Annotated in this window: 18 protein-coding genes and 3 tRNA genes; 14 read left to right on the top strand and 7 right to left on the bottom strand. The window is 67.8% G+C overall.

What is annotated here, in order from left to right; all coding sequences use genetic code 11:
• Positions 1-29: 29 nt before the first annotated feature.
• On the bottom strand, positions 30-620 hold the full coding sequence (locus RHOFW104R8_RS07640) for a DUF1415 domain-containing protein (RefSeq protein ID WP_068091370.1): 591 nt from the start codon (positions 618-620) through the stop codon (positions 30-32).
• A gap of 806 nt (positions 621-1,426) precedes the next feature.
• Here RHOFW104R8_RS07640 and RHOFW104R8_RS07635 point away from each other — a divergent pair.
• A complete protein-coding gene (locus tag RHOFW104R8_RS07635) occupies positions 1,427-2,218 on the top strand; it encodes a transglycosylase SLT domain-containing protein (protein ID WP_235604338.1) in 792 nt (263 codons plus the stop codon).
• Between the two features lie 62 nt (positions 2,219-2,280).
• Complete coding sequence (locus RHOFW104R8_RS07630; RefSeq protein WP_407071433.1) at positions 2,281-3,867, top strand: protein adenylyltransferase SelO; 1,587 nt, start codon at positions 2,281-2,283, stop codon at positions 3,865-3,867.
• 47 nt (positions 3,868-3,914) lie between these two features.
• Here RHOFW104R8_RS07630 and RHOFW104R8_RS07625 read toward each other — a convergent pair.
• Positions 3,915-3,991, bottom strand: a tRNA-Arg gene (locus RHOFW104R8_RS07625).
• Positions 3,992-4,145: 154 nt separating this feature from the next.
• Here RHOFW104R8_RS07625 and RHOFW104R8_RS07620 point away from each other — a divergent pair.
• The 5 genes from RHOFW104R8_RS07620 to murB all read left to right on the top strand — a co-directional run bounded on the left by RHOFW104R8_RS07620 (position 4,146) and on the right by murB (position 8,299).
• Complete coding sequence (locus RHOFW104R8_RS07620; protein ID WP_068091360.1) at positions 4,146-5,681, top strand: aldehyde dehydrogenase family protein; 1,536 nt, start codon at positions 4,146-4,148, stop codon at positions 5,679-5,681.
• Between the two features lie 84 nt (positions 5,682-5,765).
• Positions 5,766-6,068, top strand: a complete 303-nt coding sequence (locus RHOFW104R8_RS07615) for a DUF4190 domain-containing protein (protein ID WP_068091356.1) — start codon at positions 5,766-5,768, stop codon at positions 6,066-6,068.
• A 7-nt stretch (positions 6,069-6,075) separates the two neighbouring features.
• Entirely contained in the window at positions 6,076-6,219 is a 144-nt protein-coding gene (locus RHOFW104R8_RS17595; RefSeq protein WP_161487753.1) for a hypothetical protein, read from the top strand.
• 3 nt (positions 6,220-6,222) lie between these two features.
• Positions 6,223-7,260: a quinone-dependent dihydroorotate dehydrogenase gene (locus RHOFW104R8_RS07610; protein ID WP_068091352.1), complete on the top strand. Its 1,038-nt coding sequence runs from the start codon at positions 6,223-6,225 to the stop codon at positions 7,258-7,260.
• A 10-nt stretch (positions 7,261-7,270) separates the two neighbouring features.
• The gene (murB, locus tag RHOFW104R8_RS07605) at positions 7,271-8,299 is read left to right on the top strand and encodes a UDP-N-acetylmuramate dehydrogenase (protein ID WP_068091349.1); all 1,029 of its coding nucleotides are present in this window, start codon (positions 7,271-7,273) and stop codon (positions 8,297-8,299) included.
• A gap of 65 nt (positions 8,300-8,364) precedes the next feature.
• Here murB and RHOFW104R8_RS07600 read toward each other — a convergent pair whose 3' ends face one another.
• Complete coding sequence (locus RHOFW104R8_RS07600; RefSeq protein ID WP_068091452.1) at positions 8,365-9,612, bottom strand: MFS transporter; 1,248 nt, start codon at positions 9,610-9,612, stop codon at positions 8,365-8,367.
• Positions 9,613-9,888: 276 nt separating this feature from the next.
• Here RHOFW104R8_RS07600 and ppk1 point away from each other — a divergent pair, with 276 nt between their 5' ends.
• The gene (gene ppk1, locus RHOFW104R8_RS07595) at positions 9,889-12,060 is read left to right on the top strand and encodes a polyphosphate kinase 1 (RefSeq protein WP_068091346.1); all 2,172 of its coding nucleotides are present in this window, start codon (positions 9,889-9,891) and stop codon (positions 12,058-12,060) included.
• A 146-nt stretch (positions 12,061-12,206) separates the two neighbouring features.
• Here ppk1 and RHOFW104R8_RS07590 read toward each other — a convergent pair.
• Together RHOFW104R8_RS07590 and RHOFW104R8_RS07585 are read right to left on the bottom strand one after the other, a co-directional pair.
• Positions 12,207-12,282 (bottom strand) — tRNA-Ala (locus RHOFW104R8_RS07590).
• Positions 12,283-12,341: 59 nt separating this feature from the next.
• Complete coding sequence (locus RHOFW104R8_RS07585) at positions 12,342-13,454, bottom strand: HRDC domain-containing protein (RefSeq protein WP_068091343.1); 1,113 nt, start codon at positions 13,452-13,454, stop codon at positions 12,342-12,344.
• A gap of 99 nt (positions 13,455-13,553) precedes the next feature.
• Between RHOFW104R8_RS07585 and RHOFW104R8_RS07580 the strand changes: the two genes are divergently transcribed.
• The 6 genes from RHOFW104R8_RS07580 to RHOFW104R8_RS07555 all read left to right on the top strand — a co-directional run bounded on the left by RHOFW104R8_RS07580 (position 13,554) and on the right by RHOFW104R8_RS07555 (position 24,103).
• Positions 13,554-15,491 (top strand): formylglycine-generating enzyme family protein, encoded by a 1,938-nt coding sequence (locus RHOFW104R8_RS07580; protein WP_068091341.1) that lies wholly within the window; start codon positions 13,554-13,556, stop codon positions 15,489-15,491.
• 41 nt (positions 15,492-15,532) lie between these two features.
• The gene (locus RHOFW104R8_RS07575) at positions 15,533-15,796 is read left to right on the top strand and encodes a hypothetical protein (protein WP_068091338.1); all 264 of its coding nucleotides are present in this window, start codon (positions 15,533-15,535) and stop codon (positions 15,794-15,796) included.
• 365 nt (positions 15,797-16,161) lie between these two features.
• A complete protein-coding gene (gene fic, locus RHOFW104R8_RS07570) occupies positions 16,162-17,286 on the top strand; it encodes a protein adenylyltransferase Fic (protein WP_068091337.1) in 1,125 nt (374 codons plus the stop codon).
• A 3-nt stretch (positions 17,287-17,289) separates the two neighbouring features.
• Positions 17,290-19,404, top strand: coding sequence for a type I restriction-modification system subunit M (locus RHOFW104R8_RS07565; RefSeq protein WP_068091334.1), 2,115 nt, complete (start codon positions 17,290-17,292; stop codon positions 19,402-19,404).
• On the top strand, positions 19,401-20,663 hold the full coding sequence (locus RHOFW104R8_RS07560) for a restriction endonuclease subunit S (protein WP_201028719.1): 1,263 nt from the start codon (positions 19,401-19,403) through the stop codon (positions 20,661-20,663). The genes RHOFW104R8_RS07565 and RHOFW104R8_RS07560 overlap by 4 nt, the downstream gene beginning before the upstream one ends.
• Before the next feature lie 20 nt (positions 20,664-20,683).
• Positions 20,684-24,103 carry a type I restriction endonuclease subunit R gene (locus RHOFW104R8_RS07555; RefSeq protein WP_068091330.1) on the top strand — a complete coding sequence of 1,140 codons (3,420 nt, stop codon included), beginning with the start codon at positions 20,684-20,686 and terminating at the stop codon, positions 24,101-24,103.
• Between the two features lie 316 nt (positions 24,104-24,419).
• On the opposite strand, the gene RHOFW104R8_RS17340 is transcribed toward RHOFW104R8_RS07555, so the two are convergent.
• Both RHOFW104R8_RS17340 and RHOFW104R8_RS07550 read right to left on the bottom strand, forming a co-directional pair.
• Positions 24,420-24,505 (bottom strand) — tRNA-OTHER (locus RHOFW104R8_RS17340).
• A 90-nt stretch (positions 24,506-24,595) separates the two neighbouring features.
• A complete protein-coding gene (locus tag RHOFW104R8_RS07550; protein WP_068091327.1) occupies positions 24,596-25,624 on the bottom strand; it encodes a tyrosine-type recombinase/integrase in 1,029 nt (342 codons plus the stop codon).

Here is a 25,624-nt window from a genome sequence, read left to right as displayed (position 1 = left end):
AGTGTGAACTCCGGGTGGGTTTGCCGTGTTCAATCCGTGCCGTCGCGCCACAGCGCCCGCCAGCCATCGGGACCCAACCGCTGCAGCGTCTCGATGTTGCGCCGGTAGATGCCGTCGGTGTCGTCCATCGACGCCATCGCGCGCTCGATGCTCGATTCGCGCAGCAGGTGCAGCGTGGGATAAGGCGAACGGTTGCTGAGGTTCCCGGCGTCGTCCGGCATGGTGTCGGCGAACTGGTAGCCGGGATGGAAGCTGGCCACCTGCCATTCGCCCTCCAGCCCCAGCGTCTGCACGGCGGCGTCGGCCACGTCGAGGAAGTCGTTGTAGTCGAGGAAGTCGCCGAGCACGAACGGGTGGATCAGCAGGCCGGTCTCGCACTCGTCGGGAGTGAGAGCGTTGAGCGACTGCAGCTCGCCGCAGAGATCGTCGAGCAGCGCATCGGTGTCGCGCGCGTGGCTCACCCGCAGGCGCAGCTTGCCCTGCACGTGCGGCGCCCGCGCGAACGGGCACAGGTTCAACCCGATCACCGCACGCTCCAGCCAGCGCGTGGTGGCGGCGAGGTAGGGTGCGTCCTCGGGCAGCGCGTCGGTGTTGAGGTCGTTGGCAGGCGTCGGGTTCATGCGGTTTTCGCGAGGGTGCGGCAGCCGACTATAGCGACTGGCCGGTGCACGGGCTTGTGCATGCGGCGCCGGAGGCCTTGCGGGGCTTGCGCCGGGTTTTATGCGGGACCGCCGGATGCCGGATGCGGGAACCGGTTTCGCAAACCTGATTTAATGGCGACCCCCGGCACGGGAACCTGCCGGCCCGGCCAGACTCCAAGGGATCGGCGGCGGCCATGCCCCTGGAACAGGATTCGCTCGTGGATGGTTCGACCCCAACGACTGCAGATGCCTTGCACGGCGAAAGCCGCGGGTACTCCGAGGTCGGTGGTGGCCTGGCCATGCCTCATGCGACGGAGGTGCCGGGCGAGGGCCGGCGGGAATCGGCCCGGTGTGCCGAACCTCGCCCTCCTGCCCAGGCCGGCCCGGCAACGGGCTCGCGCAGGCAACCGGCCGCAGGCCGCGTGGCCGTGCGAGGCATGTGCAGGGAACCGGGCCGCGTGTATCTGATGGCGCCGGCGCGCTGGAAATCCGGGAGCCCGCCGACGCACCATCGTCCCGCGGCCCGGCCGGTCGTGATGCCGGCTCCTGCCCAATGGGTCCGCTCACGGGCGGTGCCCGGCCGGTTGCCCCCGCAGGCGCCGCGGCCGGCGGCGGAACGCTGGCTGCTGCCTCCCACCTGGCCGCTGGATGGATGGCGCACGACGGCAGCGGCCGGTCTGCGCCGGCTCGTCGATGTGCGGATCGCACCGTGGATGCGGGCACGCCAGCGGTCGTGGTCCGGGCGGGCGAAGATGCACCGGCGCCGGCTGGCGGCAGGCGTCGCGATGGGTGCCATCGCCGGCGTCGCCCTGGTGCTGCTGCGCCTTGGCTCGGCGCACTTCGGTTCGGGATCGACGCCGGCCAGCGTGGCGGCCGCCATACCGGCAAGGCCGGTATCCGCCTTGCGCGCGCCATCCTTGCCGGCCAGGCCGGTGTCGGCGCTTGCCGCGCCGGTGCCGGCGGGCGCGCCGGCGGTTTCGTCCACGCTCCGCTCCGGGCCGGCCGAGAGCGGCCGCAGGCTGTTGTCCGACGTCAGCACGATGGACCTGATGATGCCGATCGAGGAGCCCGATCTGGACATCACCTCGCGGGAAAGCCTGTGGTCGCAGGTCGGCAAGGCCTCCGGCGTCGATCCGCTGCTGCTGTACAGCATCGCCCTGGTGGAGTCGAAGGCGTTGTACCCGGACGGCAAGGTCGCGCCCACGCCCTGGCTGTTCCGCGTCAACGACCACCTGGTGCGCGGCGAGCGCCACGACGTGCAGCTGGCGATGGCGGCGGCGAGCCAGTTCGGTTCGGCCGTGCAGGACGTCGGCATCATGCAGGTCTACTACCCGATGCACCGCGACGCGGTGCGCGATCCGCTGACCCTGCTGAATCCGCGCACCAACATCACCGTGGCCGCGAAGATCCTGCGCGACGGCATGCGCCAGACCCGCGACCGGGTGCTCGGCGTGGGCTACTACCACAGCCACACGCCGGCCCTGGCCAGGGATTACGGCACCGCCGTGCTGACCGTCTACCAGCGGCTGCAGGCGATCCATCGCCCGGCGCGCCGCGGGCAGGCCGTGGCGCGCTAGCTGCCCGGAGGAATCGGCCGCGCCGGCGGCCCGGCCTTGCATCGGGCCGATGGCGCCCGGATATAGGCTGCAATCCCCGAGGTGGCCTGGTGTTCGATCTTCGTTTCGACAATGCGTTCGTGCGCGAGCTGCCCGGCGACCCGGAGCAGGGCGCGCGGCTGCGCCAGGTCGAGGGCGCGCTGTACTCGCGGGTCGATCCCACGCCGGTAGCGGCGCCTCGGCTGCTGGCGTACTCGGCGGAGATGGCGGCCACGCTCGGCTTCAGCGCGGTGGACGTCGCCACGCCCGAATTCGCCGCGTTGTTCGGCGGCAATGTGCTGCTCGACGGCATGCAGCCGTATGCGGCGAACTATGGCGGGCACCAGTTCGGCCACTGGGCCGGGCAGCTCGGCGACGGCCGCGCGATTTCGCTGGGCGAGGTGGTCAACGCCGCCGGCGAGCGATGGGAGCTGCAGCTGAAGGGCGCCGGGCTGACGCCGTATTCGCGCGGCGCGGACGGCCGCGCAGTGCTGCGTTCCTCGGTGCGCGAGTTCCTGTGCAGCGAGGCGATGCACCACATGGGCGTGCCGACCACGCGCGCCCTGAGCCTGGTCGGCACCGGCGAGACGGTGGTGCGCGACATGTTCTACGACGGCCACGCCGCGCCGGAACCCGGTGCAATCGTCTGCCGTGTAGCGCCGTCGTTCATCCGCTTCGGCAACTTCGAGCTGCCTACCTCGCGCGGCGACGTCGCGCTGCTGCGCCAGCTGGTCGAGTTCACCATCCGGCGCGATTTTCCGGAGCTCGACGGGGAGGGCGAGGCGCTGTACGCGGCGTGGTTCACCCAGGTGTGCGAGCGCACCGCCACGATGGTGGCGCACTGGATGCGCGTGGGTTTCGTGCACGGGGTGATGAATACCGACAACATGTCGATCCTCGGCCTAACCATCGACTATGGCCCGTACGGCTGGGTCGACGACTACGATCCGGACTGGACACCGAACACCACCGACGCGCAACGCCGCCGCTACCGCTACGGCCAGCAGCCGAACGTGGCGTGGTGGAACTTGAGCTGCCTGGCCGGCGCGCTGGCGCCGCTGTTCGATGGCGTCGGGCCGCTGGAAGCCGGACTGCAGCATTACGCCACCGTGTACGCCGCCGCCGACCGCGCCAACATTGCCGCCAAGCTGGGTCTGGCCGAGTGCCGCGACGACGACGTGGCGCTGATGCAGTCGCTGCAGGTACTGATGCAGCAGGCCGAGATCGACATGACGCTGTGGTTCCGCGCGCTGGCCGAGGTGGATGTGCAGGCGCCCACGCTGGCGCCGTTCGGCGAGGCGTTCTACGACGAGGCGAAGCGGCGCAAGGCCGAGCCGGCGCTAGGCGACTGGCTGGCCCGCTATGCGGCGCGGCTGGCCGACGATCCGTTGTCGCCGGCCCGGCGCCGCGAGCGGATGCGCCTGGCGAATCCGCGCTACGTGCTGCGCAACTACCTGGCGCAGCAGGCGATCGACCGCGCCGAGCAAGGCGACGCCAGCGGTATCGCCGAGCTGCTGGAGGTGCTGCGCCACCCCTACGACGACCAGCCCGGCCGCGAGGCGTTCGCGCAGAAGCGCCCGGACTGGGCGCGGCACAAGGCCGGCTGCTCGATGCTGTCGTGCAGTTCCTGAACCAAAAACAGCGAAGGCCGGCATGACCGGCCCTCGCGTTACGAAACTGGTGCCCTCGAGACGATTCGAACGTCCGACCTGCCCCTTAGGAGGGGGCCGCTCTATCCAACTGAGCTACGAGGGCAGCGGCGGGATTTTCGCATGGATCGCGTGCGGGCGCGATTTTGTTGCTCCTCCCCCTGCGCGCAGGGGGAGGGAGTTGGGCGCGGCCTGTTAGAATGGCCCATTGCCGATTTCACCCACGGCGCCCGCGGGCGCCGCACGTCCAGGAGACATCCATGTCCCATGCAATTCTCAGCGCGCTCGGCCTCGACGGCGAGCAGTCCGGCAGCTACCTCGGCCAGGGCGAGTGGTCGAAGACCACCGACGCCGGCGCGCTGCGGCCGGTGAACCCGGCCACCGGCGAGGTGATCGGCACCGTGCACGCCTCCAGTGCGGCCGATTACGAAGTGATCGTCCGGCGCGCGCAGGAGGCGTTCAAGCTGTGGCGCGCCACGCCGGCGCCGCGTCGCGGCGAAGCGGTGCGGCTGTGCGGCGAGGCGCTGCGTCGGCACAAGGATGCGCTCGGTTCGCTGGTCGCGCTGGAGATGGGCAAGATCAAGCCCGAAGGCGACGGCGAAGTGCAGGAGATGATCGACATCGCCGATTTCGCGGTGGGCCAGAGCCGCATGCTGTACGGCTACACCATGCATTCGGAGCGCCCCGGCCATCGCATGTACGACCAGTACCATCCGCTCGGCCTGGTCGGCATCATCAGCGCGTTCAACTTTCCGGTCGCGGTGTGGGCGTGGAATGCCATGCTGGCCACGATCGCCGGCGACATCTGCATCTGGAAGCCGTCGCCGAAAACCCCGCTGTCGGCGATCGCCACCCTCCGCATCTGCAACGAGGCGCTGAAGGCCGGCGGCTTCCCCGACCTGTTCTTCCTGTTCAACGACGCCGGCAGCGACCTGGCGCAGGCCTTCGTGGACGACAAGCGCATTCCGCTGATCAGCTTCACCGGCTCGACCAAGGTCGGCCGCATGGTCGGCGAGCGCGTGGCCCGGCGCATGGGCCGCTCGCTGCTGGAGCTGGGCGGCAACAACGCGATCATCCTGGACCAGACGGCCGACCTGAAGCTGGCGATTCCCGGCATCGTGTTCGGCGCGGTCGGCACCGCGGGCCAGCGCTGCACCACCACGCGCCGCCTGTTCGTGCACGAGTCGATCTTCGACGGCGTGCTCGACACCCTGGTCAAGGCATACGGGCAGGTCGAGGGCAAGATCGGCGATCCCACCCTCGCCACCACGCTGATGGGCCCGCTGAACAGCGAGGAAGCGGTGGGCGCCTATCTCGCCGCGATCGAGAAGGCGAAGGCCGCGGGCGGTACCGTGCGCACCGGCGGCAAGGCGCTGACCGAGCGCAAGGGCAACTTCGTGCTGCCGACCATCGTCACCGGACTGAAGAACTCGGACGAGGTGGTGCAGGCCGAGACGTTCGCGCCGATCCTCTACGTGATGCCGTTCAAGACCATCGACGAGGCGATCGCGATGCAAAACGACGTGCCGCAGGGCCTGTCCTCGTCGATCTTCACCAACAACCTGAAGTCGGCCGAGCAGTTCCTGTCGGCGGCCGGTTCGGACTGCGGCATCGCCAACGTCAACATCGGCACCTCCGGCGCGGAGATCGGCGGCGCGTTCGGCGGCGAGAAGGAGACCGGCGGCGGCCGCGAGTCCGGCTCGGACGCCTGGAAGGTGTACATGCGCCGGCAGACCAATACCATCAACTACTCGGACGCGCTGCCGCTGGCGCAGGGCATCAAGTTCGACCTGTGATGCCGTGAACCCGCTGCGGGCGGCGCACCGCCCGCAGCGATGGTGCAGGGCGTCGTCGTCCCACCTCATTCCGCGAGCAGACCGATGAGCTACCAACCGTCCTACCGTGCGGGTTCCGGCACCAGTCCGCTGGCCGTGGTGAGCCTGGTGTTCGGCATCCTGGCCTGGTGCGTGCTGCCGTTCATCGGCGCGATCGTGGCGATCGTCTGCGGCCACCTGGCGCGCAGCGGGATCCGCCGCAGCCCGGTCGAGAGCCGCGCCGATGGCGACGGCATGGCGGTGGCCGGGCTGGTGCTCGGCTACGCGCAGCTGGTGCTGTGCGTGCTCGGCGCGTTCGTGCTGATCGCCATGCTGGTGTTCGGCTTCACGCTGTGGGGCTGGCACTGATCGCTGCATGAATACCGACGCCCATTCCGCCGCCTTCGATCTCCGCGGATATCGCGTCGCCGGCGGCCACCGCATCGCGCCGGGTATTGCCGGGGCGGGCGCGGCAGGCTTCGATCACCCCACCCGCGCCTGCGCGGGCCAACCGGCCTGATCCATGTACGACATCCTGCGCCCGCTGCTGTTCAGGCTCGACGCCGAGACCGCGCACCGCCTCACCCTGTATGCGCTGGGCGTGGCCCAGCGCAGCGGCTTCGCCCACCGGCTGGCGAGGCCGCCGGGCGAGCTGCCGACCCGCGCTTTCGGCATCACCTTCCCGAACCCGGTGGGGCTGGCCGCCGGGTTGGACAAGAATGCCGAGCACCTCGCCGCGCTCGATGCGCTCGGCTTCGGCTTCATCGAGGTCGGCACGGTGACGCCGCGGCCGCAGGCGGGCAACGACCGGCCGCGCCTGTTCCGCTTGCCGCGGCACGAGGCGATCATCAACCGCATGGGCTTCAACAACGCCGGCGTCGACGCGCTGGTGCGCAACGTGCGGCAATCCGGCTACCACGGCGTGCTCGGCATCAACATCGGCAAGAACAAGGACACGCCGAACGAGAAGGCGGTCAGCGACTACCTGTTCTGCCTCACCCGCGTGTACGAGCTGGCCAGCTACGTCACGGTGAACATTTCCTCGCCGAACACCCAGGGCCTGCGCGACCTGCAGCAGGAGGCCACGCTGCGCCGCTTCATCTCGGTGCTGCGCGAGGCGCAGGAGCGGCTGGGCTCGCAGCACGGCCGGCGCAAGCCGATGCTGCTGAAGATCGCGCCGGACCTTTCCGAAGCGGAACTCGACTCGATCGCCGAGGTGCTGCTGCACACCGGCATCGACGGGGTGATTTGCACCAACACCACGATCGACCGCGCCGCGGTGGCCGACGACCCGCGCGGCAACGAAGTGGGCGGGCTGTCCGGCAAGCCGCTGTTCGACCGTTCCACCGCGGTGCTGTCCGGCATGCACCGACGCCTGCAGGGCCGCATCCCGCTGGTCGGCGTGGGCGGCATCCTCGACGGCAGCGACGCCGCCGAGAAGATGGATGCCGGTGCCTCGCTGGTGCAGCTCTACACCGGCCTGATCTACCGCGGGCCGCTGCTGGTGGCCGAATGCGTCGACGAGATCCGCCGCCAGCGCGAGGACGCCGATGCCGCCTGAACGCGTCGACATGGGCGGCTACACGCTCACCGAGAATGCCTCGCTGACCACGCGCAACACCTTGCGCGTGGCCGCGCGCGCGAAGCTGCTGGCCGAGATCCGCGATGCCGGCAAGCTGCCCGAGCTGCTCGACTTTCCCGCCGTGCGCAGCGACCGCCTGCTGGTGCTGGGCGAGGGCAGCAACATACTGTTCACCGGCGACTTCGACGGCACCGTGCTGGCGATGGCCACCCGCGGCGTGCAGGTGGAAAGCGACGGCGACAGCGCGCGCATCGCGGTGGCCGCGGGCGAGCGCTGGGACGACTTCGTGCGCTGGACCCTGGGCCAGGGCTACGCCGGCCTGGAAAACCTGGTCCTGATCCCCGGCACGGTCGGCGCCGCGCCGATCCAGAACATCGGCGCCTACGGCTGCGAGGTGGCCGAGTTCGTCGAAAGCGTGGAAGCGTGGGATACCCGCGAGCGCCGCGTGGCGACGCTGGACCACGCCGCCTGCGCCTTCGCCTATCGCGATTCGCTGTTCAAGCACGAGCCCGGCCGCTACATCGTCACCGCCGTGCGTTTCGTGCTGCCGCGCAGCCGCCCGCTGCGCACCGACTACGCCGGCATCGACGAGGAGCTGGCGCGGATGGGCGTGGACAAGCCCGCACCGTTCCATGTCGCCGAGGCGGTGGTGCGCCTGCGCACGCGCAAGCTGCCCGACCCGGCGGTGATCGGCAACGCCGGCAGTTTCTTCAAGAACCCGATCGTCGACGCCGCGCTGGCCGATGCGCTCAAGCGCGAACATCCCGCGCTGGCCGCATGGCCGCAACCGGACGGCCACAGCAAGCTGTCTGCGGCGTGGTTGATCGAGGCCGCCGGCTTCAAGGGCCTGCGCGAGGGCGACGCCGGCATCTCCAACCGCCACGCGCTGGTGCTGGTCAACCACGGCAAGGCCAGCGGCCCGCAGCTGTGGGCGCTGGCACAGCGGGTGATGCACGGCGTGCGCGAGCAGTTCGGCGTGCAGCTGGAGCCGGAGCCGGTCGTGATCAACCCCCTGTAGGAGCCCGCTGGCGGGCGATGCTTCTGAGTCAAAGCATCGCCCGCCAGCGGGCTCCTACAGGAAGGTCAGGCGCGTGCCGGGCGTTCCAGGTTCGGCAGGAACACCGTGATCAACCCCATCAGTGGCAGGTACGCGCACAGCCGGTAGACGTATTCGATGCCGTGCGCGTCGGCCAGCCCGCCGAGCACGGCGGCGCCGATGCCGCCCATGCCGAAGGCGAGGCCGAAGAACAGCCCCGAGACCAGGCCGACGCGCCCGGGCACCAATTCCTGCGCGTAGACCAGGATCGCCGAGAACGCCGAGGCCAGCACCAGGCCGATGATCACGGTCAGCACGCCGGTCCACAGCAGGTTCGCGTGCGGCAGCAGCAGGGTGAACGGCGCCACGCCGAGGATGGATACCCAGATCACCCACTTGCGCCCGATCCGGTCGCCGACCGGGCCGCCGATCAGCGAGCCGGCGGCCACCGCGAACAGGAACACGAACAGGTGCACCTGCGCGCTCTGCACCGACACGCCGAACTTGTGGATCAGGTAGAAGGTGTAATAGCTGCTGAGGCTGGTCAGGTAGAAATACTTGGAGAAGATCAGCAGGCCGAGGATCGCCAGCGCGCCGAGCACCTGCCGGCGCGACAGCGCCACGGCGGGCCGCCGCCGCGCCGCCGACTTGCCGCGCACGACATGATGCTGCCCGTACCAGCGCCCCACCTGCAGCAGCACCACGATCGCCAGCAGCGCCGCCAGCGAGAACCACGCCACGCTGCCGCGCCCGTGCGGCACGATGATCCAGGCGGCCAGCAGCGGCCCCAGCGACGAGCCGGTGTTGCCGCCCACCTGGAACAACGACTGCGCCAGGCCGTGCCGCCCGCCCGAGGCCATTCGCGCCACCCGCGAGGATTCCGGGTGGAACACCGACGAGCCGGTGCCGACCAGCGCTGCGGCGGCCAGCAGCACCGGGAAATTCGGCGCGGTCGCCAGCAACAGCAGGCCGCACAGAGTGAAGCCCATGCCCACCGGCAGCGAGTACGGCATCGGCCGGCGGTCGGTGACCATGCCGACCAGCGGCTGCAGCATCGAGGCGGTGAGCTGGTAGGTCAGCGTGATCAGGCCGACCTGGGCAAAGCTGAGCTGGAAGTCGTGCTTGAGGATCGGATAGATCGCCAGGATCAACGACTGGATCATGTCGTTGAGCATGTGCGCGAAGCTGATCCCGCCGAGTACCGCGTATTCGGTGGATTCGCCGGGCGGCGCCGGATCGCTGGAGAGGGGAATCGCGGAAGGGGACAGCGGGGCGCTTTCGACGCGGGTCTGCATGGGGGTGTTCGGCTGGACGGGGCGGCGCGGGGGGTGCCAACCATAGGACAAGCCGCCGCCGTTCCGCATGTGCCGGCCGTCGATGGCGGCTTGCGCGGCCGGGCCGTGTCCGTGCCGGAGCGCTGCCCGGATCCGGGCGAGAGGTGTCACCGCGGCGTCAGCGAAATGCCGCAGACTGAGCGATACCTGACCCGGCCCGGCCGCATCGGGAGCGGGCCCTGCGGGCGGCGCGCTACCATGCGGGATGCTATCCACCTCCTGTTGCATGGAGCACCGATGAACAGCCGTCTGATTCGCGGAACCTCGCCGACCGATGCTGGCACGCCGGCCGCCAACGATGCCGCGCCGGTGGCGCCAGGACCGGACCTCGGCGACAGCCGGCTGTACATCCATCGCGAGCTGTCGCAGCTGCAGTTCAACATCCGCGTGCTGGACCAGGCGCTGGACGAGCGCACGCCGCTGCTGGAGCGATTGAAGTTCCTGCTGATCTTCTCCGCGAACATGGACGAATTCTTCGAGATCCGCGTGGCCGGGCTGAAGGGCCAGATCGCGCTGGACCACGAGATGATCGGCCCCGACGGCATCCCGCCCAAGCGTGCGCTGGCCGAGATCAGCGAGATCGCGCACCGGCAGATCGCGCGGCAGTACGCGATCCTCAACGAGCGCATCCTGCCGGAGCTGGCCACGTACGGCATCCGCATCGTGCGGCGCACGCAGTGGACGCACAAGCAGAAGATGTGGGTGCGCCGCTATTTCCGCGAGGAGGTGGCGCCGCTGGTCACCCCGATCGGGCTCGACCCGACCCACCCGTTTCCGCTGCTGGTCAACAAGAGCCTCAACTTCATCGTGCGGCTGGATGGCGTGGATGCGTTCGGCCGCGATTCCGGCCTGGCGATCGTGCCGGCGCCGCGCGTGCTGCCGCGGCTGATCCGCCTGCCGCTGGAAATCTGCGAGGGCGGCGACAACTACGTGCTGCTGTCCTCGATCATCCATGCCCATGCGGAGGAACTGTTCCCGGGCATGGACGTGCTCGGCTGCTACCAGTTCCGGCTGACCCGCAACGCCGACCTCACGCTCGATCCGGAGGACGTCGAGGACCTTGCGCTGGCGCTGCGCGGCGAGCTGTACTCGCGCCGCTTCGGCGACGCGGTGCGGCTGGAGGTGGCCGACAACTGCCCGAAGGAGCTGACCGACTACCTGCTCAAGCAGTTCGGCCTCAACGAGTCGGAAATGTACGAGGTGAACGGTCCGGTGAACCTGGCGAGGCTGTTCCGCATCGCCAACAACGTCAGCTACCCGCGGCTGCAGTACCCGCCGTTCACGCCGTCGCTGCCCAAGACGCTGCTGCACGCCGAAGACCTGTTCCAGGTGATCGGGCGGCAGGACGTGCTGCTGCTGCACCCCTACGAATCGTTTGCGCCGGTGGTCGACCTGCTGCGCCAGGCGGCGAAAGACCCGCAAGTGCTGGCGATCAAGCAGACGCTGTACCGCACCAACGCGAACTCGGAGATCGTCGATGCGCTGGTTGACGCCGCCCGCGCCGGCAAGGAGGTGACCGCGGTGGTCGAGCTGCGCGCGCGCTTCGACGAGGAATCCAACCTCACGCTCGCCTCGCGCCTGCAGCAGGCCGGCGCGATGGTGATCTACGGCGTGGTCGGCATCAAGACGCACGCCAAGCTGATGCTGATCCAGCGCCGCGAGGGCAGCGAGCTGGTGCGCTACGCCCACCTCGGCACCGGCAACTACCACACCGGCAACGCGCGGCTGTACACCGACTACAGCCTGCTCACCTCCGACGAGGCGCTGTGCGAGGACGTGCACAAGCTGTTCAGCCAGCTCACCGGCATGGGCAAGGTGATGCACATGAAGAAGCTGCTGCACGCGCCGTTCACGCTGAAGAAGGCCCTGCTCGAACTGATCGCACGCGAGACCGTGCACGCGGTCGCGGGCAAGCCGGCGCAGATCATCCTGAAGATCAACGCGCTGACCGAGCCGAAGGTCATCCGCGCGCTGTACAAGGCCAGCATCGCCGGCGTGCAGGTGGACCTGATCGTGCGCGGCATCTGCTGCCTGCGCCCCGGTGTGGAAGGCGTGTCGGAGAACATCCGGGTACGCTCGATCATCGGCCGTTTCCTCGAGCACAGCCGCGTCTACTGGTTTGCCAACGACGGCGAGCCCGAGCTGTACCTGGCCAGCGCCGACCTGATGGAACGCAACCTCGACCGCCGCGTCGAAACCGCGTTTCCGATCGACGGCAAGAAACTGCAGCAGCGCATCCACAACGCGCTGCTGCGCTACCTCGCCGACAACACCAGTGCCTCGCTGCTGCAGCCCGACGGCGCCTACGCGCATCCGCCCATGGTCGCCGACGAACCCTTGCGCAACGTGCAGTCCGAGCTGCTGGACAAGCTGTGCGGAGCAGGGAGCGTCAACAGCAACGGCCATTGAGTCGCGGGCGTCGTGCCGGCGGCGGATACCCCGGCTTGCATCCGCCAGGACGATCCCGCCGTCGCCGTCGTCCGGTGCCCGCCTGCCGCGCGCTTGCAACGAAAAAGGCCACCCTGGTGAGGGTGGCCCAAATCGTTGTTTCTGATTGGTGGAGCGGATGGGGATCGAACCCACGACCTTCGCATTGCGAACGCGACGCTCTCCCAGCTGAGCTACCGCCCCACGACAAGCGGCGAATGTTAGCAGCGTGACGGGGCTTCGCCAAGACCCCGCGTGCGGATTCAGCCGGGCAGCAGCGGGACGAGGCGGTCGTGCAGCACCTCGCGGCGCCAGCCCTCCAGGAACTCGGGCCACTCGGCGGTGACCACGTATTCCTCCAGCGCCTTGCGCGGGCACAGCAGGCCGGGCGGCAGGTCGAGTTCGCCGGCGAGGGTGTCGACCAGGGTCTTCATCGCGGCCAGCGCCTTCTTCGCCTCGCCCTGCGGGTGGCCGGGGATGCGCGCGGTGGCGGCGATCTCCCCGTCGTCGACGGCGGGGGCGAGCAGCTCGAACAAGTCGCTGCGCTGGGCCGCGCGCAGCGCGCGCTGGCCGCGGCCGCGTTGCTCGAGGTCGGCGAGGCTGGCCGGCGGCTGTTGCGCCAGGCTCAGCGCCAGCGTGTCGTCCAGCAGCCACGGGCGCGGCACGTCGAGGCGGCGTGCGTCGCGGTCGCGCCACAGCAGCAGGCGGCGCAGCAGAGCCTGCCGCGCGACAGGCCAGTCGGCGGCGGCGCGCAGCGCACGCTGCGGCTGCGGGTCGCCGTCGCGGTGGCTGGCGCGCTGTTTCAGGCGTGCGCAATCCTCGGCGTGCCAGGCACGGCGGTCGCGACGAAACAGGCGTTCGGCCAACTGCTCGTGGATGGTCTGCAGGTACACCACGTCCAGCGCGGCGTAGCGGCGTTGCGAGTCGGTGAGCGGGCGTTGCAGCCAGTCCGAGCGGGTCTCGCCCTTGTCCAGTTCCACGCCGGCCAGTTCGGCGACCAGCGCGCGGTAGCTCAGCCCCAGGCCCATGCCGACGAAGGCGGCGGCGATCTGGGTGTCGAACAGGATGTGCGGGCCGTCCGGCAGCAGGGGCGCGAGGGTTTCCAGATCCTCGCCGGCGCTGTGCATGACGGTGGTGGCCGGACCGGCGCCGAGTTGCGGCTGCAGCGCGTCGCCGATGTCGAAGGCGAGCGGGTCGACCAGCGCATGGCGGCCGTTCCAGCCCAGCTGCAGCAGCGCCAGTTGGGGGTGGAACGTATTGCGGCGCATGAACTCGGTGTCCATGCCGACCATGGCGTCGGCGGGCATCGCCGCCAGCCACTCCCGCAACGCGTCGGGCCGGTCGATCCAGTCGGCGGCGGTTTCGGATGGGGGCATCGGTACTCCTTGGAGGCTGCGGGCGCGGATTGCCCTGCAGGCGGTTTGTGCCTATGGTGAGCAGCGCACGATAACAGGCTGCACCAAGGACGCCCATCTATGCCGAACAACGCAACCCTGCGCCGTCAGCGTGCTCTCGGCGGCGCGCTCGGGGTGATCGTGCTGGGGTTCGCGCTGCTGTACCACTTCTTTCCGCGGCTGTTCCACGTCAATCCGGCCGAGGCGCCGCGCCGCTCGATGTCGCTCGGCGCCGCCGCGCCGGGCAGCGGATTGCAGCCGGAACGGGGCTCGGCGATCAGCGAGCTCAATGCCGGGCCGCCGCTGACGCTGGCGCCGGCGACGGTGATCGCCGCGCGCAGCGGCAGGGGCGCGAACCTGCCCGAGCAGCTCAGCGCCGATCCGCCGGAGGTGCAGGCCCTGCTGGCGCGGGCAACCCGGGCCCTGCACGCCGGCCAGCTGGTCGGCGGCGCGAGCAGCGCCGCCGCCTTGTTCGGACAGGCGCTGAAGGAGAAGCCGGACAGCCGCCGCGCCGCGCAGGGCCTGTTCGACGTGCGCGCCAGGCTGGTGGCGGAGATCGACCAGGACATCGCGCTGGGTGACGCCGACGCGGCGCGGGAACTGCTCGTCGCCTTGCGCACGCTGCCGAACGCCGCCGCGGAAGTGACGCAGCTGGAAGCGGGCCTGAAGACCCTGGAGAAGGTGCGGCCGATGCTGGCCGATGCCGCCGGCCTGCTGCGGCGGGGCAAGGCGGACCAGCCGCCGGGCGGCAGTGCGCTGGACCTGTACCGCGAGGTGCAGAAGCTCGACCCGCAGAACGCGGTGGCCGAGCAGGGCATCTTCGAGGTGCAGCGCGCGGTGCTGGATCGCGCACTGGCGGCGGTGGCGCAGAACGATTTCGCCGGGGCCGACCGCGAGCTGGCGGCGGCGCAGGCGATCCGTCCCGGTTCGCAGCAGATGGTCGACGCGCACAAGCGCGTCGACGACATGCGCGTGCAGCGCGCCAGCGGCGTGCTGGCGCAGGCGCACACGGCGCTGGATGCCGGCAACCTCGAGCTGGCCACGAAGCTGGCGACGCAGGCGCGCGCGATCGATCCGAACCTGCCGACGCTGGCCGCGTTCGATGAACAGCTCACCAACGCGCGCCTGTACGCCAGCTACAAGCCCGGCCAGGTGTTCACCGACCGCTACATCGACCTGCCGGGCAAGACGCCGGCGATGGTGGTGATTCCCACCGGCAGCTTCCAGATGGGCGCGTCCGCCGACGACGAGGACCGCAACGACGCCGAGCTGCCGCAACACGCGGTCGCCATCGCCAAGGGCTTCGCGATGGCGCGCACGGCGGTGACGGTGGCGGAATTCCGCGAGTTCGTCCGCGCCAGCGGCTACGTGCCCGACTCGGTCCGGCTGGGCGGCGCCAGCGTGTACGACGAGCGCAGCGGCGCACTGCGCGACGATTCGGACGCGACCTGGCAGGACGACTACGCCGGCCGCAAGGCCGACGACAATCTGCCGGTGGTGAACGTCTCGTGGAACGACGCCAAGGCCTACGCCGACTGGCTCGGCCAGCGCACCGGCAAGGCCTACCGGCTGCCCAGCGAGGCGGAGTTCGAGTACGCGCTGCGCGGCGGTACCCGCAGCCGCTACTGGTGGGGCGACGGCACGCCCACGCATCCGGTGGAGAACCTCACCGGCGCCGGCGATCGCTCGCGCAGCGGCCGGCGCTGGAGCCACGCCTTCCGCGGCTATCGCGACGGCTACTGGGGACCGGCGCCGGTGATGAGCTTCGCCGCCAACCCGTTCGGCCTGTACGACATCAACGGCAACGTCTCCGAATGGGTGCTGGACTGCTGGCACGACAACTACATCCGCGCCCCCGGCGACGGCAGCGCCTGGATCAACCCGGGCTGCCGTTCCCACGTGGTGCGCGGCGGCTCCTGGGGCAGCTCGCCCGACCAGGTGGACTCGGCCTACCGCCAGGGCAGCAGCGGCGACGCACGCAGCGGCCGGGTCGGCTTCCGGGTGGTGCGGGAGCTTTAGGCGCGAAAAACTGGACTGATTCGTGGTGGATCGGGTAGGGGATGATCGAGACCACGGATGTCCAGGCCAGGTATTTTGCCTGGGTGCTGACTCGCCGCTGCCGTGGCGGTGACCTGGACCGGATCGGGCAGGCGCTATTCGACGCCGCCGTCGGCCTCAATCTCCATCAGATCGAAGCGGCACTGACCAAGGCGTTGGAAGAAAACAACACCTATTTTCAGGCCGAGCGGGAAAAACTCGGCCAGTGGGCCGAGATGCAACTGCTGGCCGCCGAGCAAAGCCTGCACGACACCACGGTCGCCTGAAGGATGCCAAACGGCGCGCCTGCGCCGCCGGCACCGTGGAGGAGCAGCCGCGATTCAGGACGAAATCAAGGTTCTGGAACGCCAGCAATGCTGCCAGCGGCAGGGGATCTTCGACGTCGAAGACGCGATCGAGGCCAAGTGGGATGCCCTGATCGCCGCACTGGGGCGCCGGCTCAACCAGCGCAGCCACAGCGTCTCCCCCGTTCCGGGTGCGCTGGAGCCTGGTTTGAAGCTGGACAGGCCATCCCATCGACATATAGGCAAAATGTGTCGATAAATGGTTTGTTTTTCGACGCGTTGTGGGCTAATGTCGATGCCTTCGACAGGCCGACAAAACGTGTCGATGACTCAGGGGAACCATCGACATGCCTTTTGATCCACAGCGGCCCCATGACGACCTGCCGGCGCTGCCACCGGCGGCTGACATCGAATCGCGCCCCCTGCTCAAGGCCTGCATCGAGGCCCGCGCCGCCCTGGCCGAGCTCAAGAGCGTCGGCGCCGCCATCCCCAACCAGGCCGTCCTCATCAACACCATCCCGTTGCTGGAAGCCCAGGCCAGCAGCGAGATCGAGAACATCGTCACCACCAGCGATGCGCTGTTCCGTTTTGCCCAGGACGAGCAGGCCGCCGATCCGGCCACCAAGGAAGCGCTGAACTACCGCGCCGCCCTGCGCGAGGGATTCGAATCGCTGGCCCAGCGCCCGCTCGGCACCGGCACCGCCGTGCGCGTGTGCAGCCGCTTGAAGAACCGCGACATGGATGTCCGCCGCGTCCCCGGTACCGCACTCAAGAATGCCGCCACCGGCGAAGTCGTCTACACCCCGCCCCAGGGCGAGGCGCTGTTGCGCGACAAGCTGGCCAACTGGGAGCGCTTCATCCACGACGCCACGGACATCGATCCGCTGATCCGCATGGCCGTCGCGCATTACCAGTTCGAGGCCATCCATCCGTTCCTCGACGGCAACGGCCGCACCGGCCGCGTGCTCAACCTGCTGCTGCTGGTGGAGCAGGGACTGCTGGATCAGCCCGTGCTGTACCTGTCCCGCCACATCCTGCGCCATCGCATCGACTACTACCGCCTGCTGCTCGCCGTCACCCGCGACGGCGCGTGGCAGGACTGGATCGCCTTCATGCTCGACGCGGTCGCCCAGACCGCGCGCTGGACCGGCGACAAGATCCGTGCGGTCCAGGCCTTGCACGCGCAGGCCACGGACTTCGTGCGCACGCACGCGCCGAAAATCTACAGCCGCGAGCTGGTCGATGCCCTGTTCGTGCAGCCGTACTGCCGCATCCAGAACCTGGTGGACGGCGGCATCGCCAAGCGCCAGACCGCCTCCGTCTACCTCAAGCAGCTGGCCGATCTGGGCATGCTGGTCGAGGTCAAGGTCGGGCGCGAAAAGCTGTTCCTGCATCCCAACTTCGTCCGCCTGCTCACCAGCGACGACCATCCCGTGCTGCCGTATGGCAGTACCGCAAGCCGGAAAGACTGATTCATGACCGTCGATCACTTCGCCCACCTCGACCAATTCGGCGCCGACCTGTGGAAGCTGGCCGACCAGCTGCGCGCCAACTCGGGGCTGGCCTCCAACGAATACTTCATGCCCATCCTGGGCTTGCTGTTCCTGCGCCACGCCACCAACCGCTACTACGCCGCGCGCAAGGCCATCGCCGCCGACCAGGCGGCCGGCAGCATGCCCAAGCGCCCGTTGCGCGATGCCGATTTCACCCAGCGCCGCGCCATGAACCTGCCCGAGGCCGCGCGCTACGACGTGATCCTGAAACAGCCCAAGGACGGCAGCCTGGGCCACGCGCTTGTCGCCGCCATGGAAGCGGTGGAAGCGCGCTTCCCGCCGCTCGCCGGCCAGTTGCCCAAGGAATACGAGAAATTCGACGACGACCTGCTCGAATCCATGATGCGCAAGTTCGACACCGAAGCCCTGCGCACGGCGGGTGGCGACGTGTTCGGCCGCATCTACGAATACTTCCTGGCCGAGTTCTCCAAGCAGGGCGCGCACGACAACGGCGAGTTCTTCACCCCGCCCTCCATCGTGCAGACCATCGTCAACGTGATCGAGCCCGACCACGGCATCGTGCTCGACCCCGCCTGCGGCTCGGGCGGCATGTTCGTGCAGTCCAGCCACTTCATCGAGGCCGAAGGCGCCGACACCATGGCCCGCGTCACCTTCTACGGCCACGAGAAAAACGAAACCACCGCCAAGCTCGCGCATCTCAACCTGGCCGTGCACGGGCTGGAAGGTTCCATCCGCGCCGGCAACGACGCCATCACCTATTACAAGGACCCGCACGAGCTCGCCGGCAAGTGCGATTTCGTCATGGCTAACCCGCCGTTCAACGTGGACGAGGTGGACGCCGACAAGATCAAGGGCGATCCGCGCCTGCCGTTCGGCCTGCCGGGCGTCAACAAGGGCAAGAAGGTTTCCAACGCCAACTACCTGTGGCTGAGCTACTTCTACAGCTACTTGAACGCCAACGGCCGCGCCGGCGTGGTGATGTCCTCGCAGGCCTCCAGCGCCGGGCGCGACGAAGCCGCCGTGCGGCAACGGCTGGTGGACACCGGCGCCGTGGACGTGATGATCGACATCCGCGGCAACTTCTTCTACACCCGCACCGTGCCCTGCCAGCTGTGGTTTTTCGACCGCGCCAAAGAGCGCGACGAGGCCCGCCGCGATGAAATCCTGATGCTCGACGCACGCGGCATCTACCACAAGGTCACCCGCGCCATCGTGGATTTCAGCCCCGAGCAGCAGCAGAACATCGCCGCCATCGTCTGGCTGTATCGCGGCCAGCGCGAACGTTTCCTCGCCCTGGTGCAGCGCTACCTGCAAGGCGCGCTCGACCACGGCCAGGCCGTGCGCGCGCCGCTCACCGCCTTCCGTGAAGAACTGAATGCGCAGCTTGATCGCATGCAGCCCTTCGCCAAGGCACAGCGCAAGAACAAGCAGGCCGAGAGCTTCAACGCGGGCTGGGATGAACTCACCGCCACCCGCGACGCGCTCACCGCCGACGCACACGCGCTGGCCGATGCCGTCGCTGCCCATGCGGAAATCTGGCAGGCGAACGTCGCGCCGGACAACGCTGTGCTGCACCGGATGCGCGAAGCGCTGCACCAGGTTGCCACGCGTTGCCGCGACCTCACCCGGCAGATCGACCTGGCTACCAAGCTCGCCGCACGCGTCGCCGACACGGCGGTAAAGGAACTCGACGCGAAGGACGCGGCAAGCTGGGACAACACCGCCATCAACAAGGGCAAGAAAGCGCTGGAAGCCGCGCGCGCCGATGCCGCCGAAGCCCTGCGCCTGACCCGCTACTTCGTGAAGCAGGCCGACTGGCTGCAGGAGCGCTTCCCGGATGCCGAACTCGTGGACGTGCCCGGCCTCGTCAGGCGCGTCAGCCGCGCGGAAGTGGCCGAACACGACGGCAGCCTCACGCCCGGCCGCTACGTCGGCGTGGCGCCGGAAGAGATCGATGAGGATTTCGACTTCGAGGAAACCCTGCGCGCCATCCATAGCGACCTTGCGGATTTGAACGAGGAGGCGGCGAAGCTCGCGGCGGTGATTGCGAGGAATTTTGAGGAATTGGCGTCGTGAGTGCGGCGCCACAAACTCTGGACGACATTTGCGAGTTCATTGTGGACTGCCTGCACAACACCGCTCCGACCCAGGACGCGGGATTTCCTTCCATAAGAACACCCAACGTTGGGCGGGGTCGGCTCATTCTTGAAGGCGTCAATCGCGTATCCGAAGAGACTTACAACGAGTGGACCAGGCGCGCTGTTCCGCAAGCAGGTGACTTGATTCTGGCAAGGGAAGCTCCTGCCGGAAATGTCGCGATAATCAAGGATGGGCAAACGGTGTGCCTCGGACAGAGAACAGTTCACCTGCGGCCAGATCGAACGAAGGTTGATCCGGACTTCCTTTGTTACTACTTGCTTGCGCCAATGCAGCAAGGCGCTTTGCTCGCTGGCGAGACGGGTGCAACGGCAACGCACGTCAATATGCGCGACATCAGACGGTTGCGCATGACAAATTTGCCTCCGCTGGACGTCCAAAAAACCGCTGGAGGCATTCTCTCTGCCTACGACGATCTGATTGAAAACAACCGGCGGCGGATCGCGTTGCTGGAAGAGGCGGCGCGGCTGCTCTACCGCGAGTGGTTCGTCCACTTCCGCTTCCCCGGCCACGAACACTCCAAGTTCATCGACGGGCTGCCCGAAGGGTGGCAACGCATTTCTCCAAGCCAACTTATCGGCCATCACATCGGTGGCGGTTGGGGCAGCGATGACCAAGGCGGCAAGGCAAGTGAGCCGGCATTTGTGATTCGTGGAACGGACATCCCCCGTGTGGAAGACGGAGAAATCGACTCCGTCTCATTGCGTTTTCATGCCGCGGCCACGCTCAAGTCGAGAATTTTGTTGCCGTACGATGTTATTTTCGAGGTGTCCGGTGGGAGCTCCAGTCAACCTGTCGCAAGGACGCTTCTAATGACGGAAGAACGTCTGAGAATGTGGAACGAACACGTCATTTGCGCCTCTTTCTGCAAGCGGTTTTCCTTTTCTTCTTCCGACGATGCCTTGTACTTCTACTTCCATGTCCGGGAGCACCGTGATCGCGGTGACATACTGGTCTACCAGAAGGAGAGTGCAAGTTCTCTGAAGAACTTTAACTTTGAAGGTTTCATGGGCTCGTATTTCTTCGCTCTGCCACCGGTGTCGTTACGGCGCCTATTTGGTGAAATGGTCGATCCGTTCGTAAGGCAACAAAGCGTACTTGCGGTTCAAAACCAAAAACTCGCCCAGGCCCGCGACCTGCTGCTGCCGCGGCTGATGAGCGGCGAGCTGACCGTATGAGGCGACGCAGGGGATAGCGCATGGCGGCGACAGGCATCAACAGCGAGGACCAGCTGGTGCAGGCCACCTTCGCCGAGCATCTGGCCAAGCTTGGCTGGGAGTCCGTCTATGCCTGGAACCACGAAACCTTCGGGCCGGACGGCACGCTGGGCCGCAAGGACACCACCGAAGCCGTGCTGACGCGCGACCTTCGGGCGGCGCTGGTGCGCTTGAATCCCGAGCTGCCGGACACCGCCATCGAATCCGCGCTGCGGCAGCTCACCGCCTTCGACGCCAGCCGCTCGCTGGTGCAACACAACCACGAGTTCTACCGCCTGCTGCGCCATGGCGTGCCGGTGACCTGGCGCGACGCCAGTGGCCACCAGAAAAACGGCCGCGCGCGCGTGATCGACTTCGACAACGCGCCTGGCAGCAATCGTTTTCTGGCCGTGCGCGAATTGAAGCTCACCGGCCTGCGCACGCCGCACTACAACCGCCGCGCCGATCTGGTGTGTTTCGTCAACGGCCTGCCGCTGGTGTTCATCGAGCTGAAGGCCGTCTACAAGAACATCCGCACCGGCTTCGACAACAACCTGCGCGACTACATGGACGAGCAGGTGATCGGCCATGCCTTCCACCACAACGCCTTCCTGATCGTGTCCAACGGCGACCATGCGCGCTACGGCTCCATCACCAGCCAGTGGGAACACTTCTACGAGTGGAAGCGGCTGGACGAGGACGACGCCGGCCGCGTGGATGCCGAGCGCCTGCTGAATGGCATGCTGGCGCACGACAGGCTGTTGGACCTTGTCGAAAACTTCATCCTGTTCGACGACAGCCGCGCCGGCGCCACGCGCAAGGTGGTGGCGCGCAACCATCAGCTGCTGGGCGTGAACCGCGCGGTGGCCTCGGTGGCGCGGCAGCAGGCGATCAAGGCGGAATTGCCCGTCGGCGAACGGCTGCGCCATCGCGTGATCGAACTGCCGCTGGCGCGCAAGGCGCCCAGGAGGCGCAAGCAAGACAAGTACTCCAAGGCGGCGGAAGAAGCGGGAAGCTACATCCCGCAAGGCCCGGTGGACATCATCGAGCGCGCGCATCCCGATCTCGGGCGCCTCGGCGTGTTCTGGCACACGCAGGGCAGCGGCAAGTCGTATTCCATGGTGTTCTTCACCGAGAAGGTGCGGCGCAAGCTGCCCGGCAACTTCACCTTCCTGCTGATGACCGACCGCGACGATCTGGACGATCAGCTGTACCAAACCTTTGTCGGCTGCGGAGCCGCCGACAAGGCCACCCCGCGCGCGGCCAGTGGCAAGGAGTTGCAAGCGATCCTGGCGCAGAGCCACGAATACGTGTTCAGCCTGATCCACAAGTTCAATCAGGACGTGAAGCCGGGCGAACCCTACAGCGAGCGCGACGACATCATCGTGCTGTCCGACGAGGCGCACCGCACGCAGGCCGGGCGGCTCGCGCGCAACATGCGCCTGGCGCTGCCCAACGCCGCCTTCATCGGCTTTACCGGCACGCCGCTGTTCAAGCAGGACGAGCTGACCCGGCGCATCTTCGGCGATTACGTGTCGCGCTACGACTTCAAGCGCTCCGAACAGGACGGCGCCACCGTCAAGCTGGTGTACGAAAATCGCGGCGAAAAGCTGGGTGTGGCCTGCGCCGATCTGAATGCGCGCATCGCCGACAAGATCGAGGAGGCCGAGCTCGATCCCGACCAGCAGGCGCTGCTGGAAAAGCTGCTGGGCAAGGATTACGAAATCATCACCGCCGACGAGCGGCTGGACCGCATCGCTGCCGATTTCGTGGAGCACTGCGCGACGCGCTGGCAATCGGGCAAGGCGCTGTTCGTGTGCGTGGACAAGATCACCTGTGCGCGCATGTACCAGCGGATTGCGCCGCGCTGGCAGGCAAAGGCCAGGGCCATCCGCGCCGAGGCCGAGACGCGCAAGCGGCAGGCGCAGGCCGCGACCGATGCGGACACCTCCGCGCAGCTCAATGCGCAGGCCGACCGCTTGCGCGAACAGGCCGCGTGGATGGATTCCACGCTGATCGAGATCGTCATCAGCGAGGCGCAAAACGAAGTGGCCGACTTCAAGCGCTGGGGCTTCGACATCGTGCCGCACCGCGCGCGGATGAAGCAGGGCTTCGAGACCGCCGGCGGCGAGCGGCTCGACATCGAGCTGGCGTTCAAGAAACCCGATCACCCGTTCCGCATCGCGATTGTCTGCGCCATGTGGCTGACCGGCTTCGACGTGGAGTGCCTGTCCACGCTGTATCTGGACAAGCCGATGAAGGCGCACACCTTGATGCAGGCCATCGCCCGCGCCAACCGCGTGTATCCGGGCAAGGATTTCGGCCTGATCGTGGATTACAACGGCATGCTGAAAAGCTTGCGCGAGGCGCTGGCGCAGTACGCGTTGGGTGATGACGGCGAGGGCGACGATGACATCGTGGTGCCCATCGAGGAGCGCGTACAGGCGTTGATCGAGGCGCTGGAAGCCACCGAAGCGCACTTGCGCAGCCTCGGCTTCGATCCTGCGCAATTCGCCGGCGCTACCGGCTTTGTGCGGACGGGCTTGTTCGGCGATGCCGTGGAAGCCGTCTACACCTCGGACACCGCCAAACGCCGCTTCGAGGTGCTGGCGCGGCAGGTGTTCACCCGCTTCAAGGCGCTGCTGACCGAACCCACCGCGCTGCAGTATGCCGAGCGCCACGACAACATCGAGGCGATCTACAAGAAGCTCATCGAACGCCGCGACACGGCCGACGTGACGGCGCTGCTGAAGGAACTGCACCGCATCGTCAACGCCGCCATCCGCACCGAAACGCCGGGTGGCGACCAGACTGCCGGACGGACCTACGACCTGTCCAGAATCAACATGGAAAGGCTGCGCGACGAGTTCGCCAAAAAGGTGAAGCACAAGGCCACGGTGCTCAAGGACATCCGCGACATCGTGGAGGCGAAGCTCGCGCAGATGCTGGGCAAGAACGCGACGCGCATGGACTACCAGCAGCGCTACGAAGACATCGTGGCCGACTACAACAACGACAAGAACCGCATCACCATCGAGGAAACCTTCCGCCGCCTGATGGAGTTGGCCGACAGCCTGGACGAAGAGCAGGACCGCCACCTGCGCGAAGGGCTGAGCGAAGAGGAGTTGGCGCTGTTCGACCTGATCCGGCGTGACGACCTGAGCAAGAAGGACCGTGAACGCGTGAAGCAGGCCAGCCGCGACCTGCTGGCTGCGATTCAGCAGCGTCTTGGGCAACTCGACCGCTTCTGGGAAAAGGAACAGACCAAGGCAGATGTCGAGACCTTCATTCTCGACAAGGTCTACGCCGACTTGCCGACGCCACCTTTCACTGAAGCCGACAAGCAAGCCGCAGCCGATCACATCTATCAGCACGTCTGGCAGCAGGCGCTGCGCGGTGACGCCGCGCGGGCGGCTCCATAAGCCGGGTGCGACCTGCCGGCCGTAGCCGCTACGGCGTCATCCTGCGGGAGCGCAGCGTGTGGCAGATGCCGTGAAGTGGATGCCGCGACTGCGTGCAGCATGACGTGGCCAGGATGCTGCACGCCGCTCCGTGTTCAGCTTGATTTGCCAGGCCCGCTGCGCGGGGCCGACGGTGAACTCGTCGCCGGGATGATCGTGTGGCTGGTGTGTTCGATGCGCAAGCCCGGTCCGGGTCGCGGCCGAACCTGGGGCAGGCTCAGCCGCGAGACAGGATTTGCGGGACAAAAACAAAGGCCCCGAACGGGGCCTTGGTCATTGGTACCGGTGAGAGGACTCGAACCTCCACTGTGTCACCACAAGCGGATTTTGAGTCCCGGTCGATCCGGTTTTGAAATCAGCGGTGTAACGCCAGACGTGCACCGCAAACCCTGCCGATTCCGTCCCTTGCGGCCCTTGTGCCAGCTAGAGGCTGCTGCGATTGCGGTGCAAATTTCAGCGGGTCGGCGTGGACTTCGCGCCGCGGCGATTGCGCACGTAGTGCTCGGTCATGGTGACCGACGAATGCCCCAGCTGCTTCTGTGCCTCGCGAATGTCGGCGGATGAATCAGCCTTGTCGGTACCGGCCTTGGCGCGCAGGTCGCGGAGTTGGAAGTCGTCCGGGTCGATGCCGGCGCTGTTGCAGGTGTCCCGGAACGCGCGGCGTAGGCGGTCATACGTCCACGGCTGGCCGTCGTCGCCCACGATCAGCCGGGTGGCGTGCACAACGTAGCCGGCCTTCCGCGTGGCGATCCGTTCGACCAGTTGCGCCAGGTCGCCGCTGAGCTCGATTCGCCGCTTCGTGCCGGTCTTGCCCTGCTTGACGTGAAGGAAGCCGTCGCGCATGTCGCGCTGGTCCATCCTGAGCGTATCGGCCACGCGCTGGCCGGTCAGATAGGCCAAGTCCATCGCGTCGCGCAGCGGGCCGCTGGCGAGCCTCCAGACCGCCGCGAACACGTCATCCTCGACGTAGACGTCCCGTCCCGTCTCCCGGTTGCCCTTGATGCCGGCGCAGGGGTTGGCCAGGGACGTGTAGCCTTCACCGCGGGCCCAGTTCCAGATGTGCGACAGCAGCGCCTTTTCCCGGTTCGCGCGGATCTTCGCCTTCGCGCTGCGCCACGCTAGGTACTGGCGCACGTGCTGCGGCTCGATCGCCTCCAGCGGGCAGGGCGGATCGTCGAAGAACGCGATCAACTGCTTCAATTCCTTCGCGTTGTCCAGTTGCGTCCGCGGGGCTTTCGTCGGGATGACGATGGCGCGATACCTGTCGGCGACATAGCGAAACGTGATGATGGCCGCGGGCTTCTCGCTGCCGGCGCGCTCGATCTCCGCCCAGCGCTTGACGGCCAGGCCGTAATCGCTCCCCAGCGCCTCCTCGCGTCGCGGGCTGCCGCCGTGATCGTAGTAGTAGAACAGTCGACCAGATCGCTGCTTGCGCACGCGCAGGCGGGGAATGGCTTCCGGACGGGTTGGCTTGCGTCCCAT

The sequence above is a fragment of the Rhodanobacter sp. FW104-R8 genome, assembly GCF_001617365.1.
In the GTDB taxonomy this organism is placed as follows: domain Bacteria; phylum Pseudomonadota; class Gammaproteobacteria; order Xanthomonadales; family Rhodanobacteraceae; genus Rhodanobacter.
Note: the sequence above shows the minus strand (reverse complement) of the source record. Positions and strands in the feature narration are given on the sequence as shown.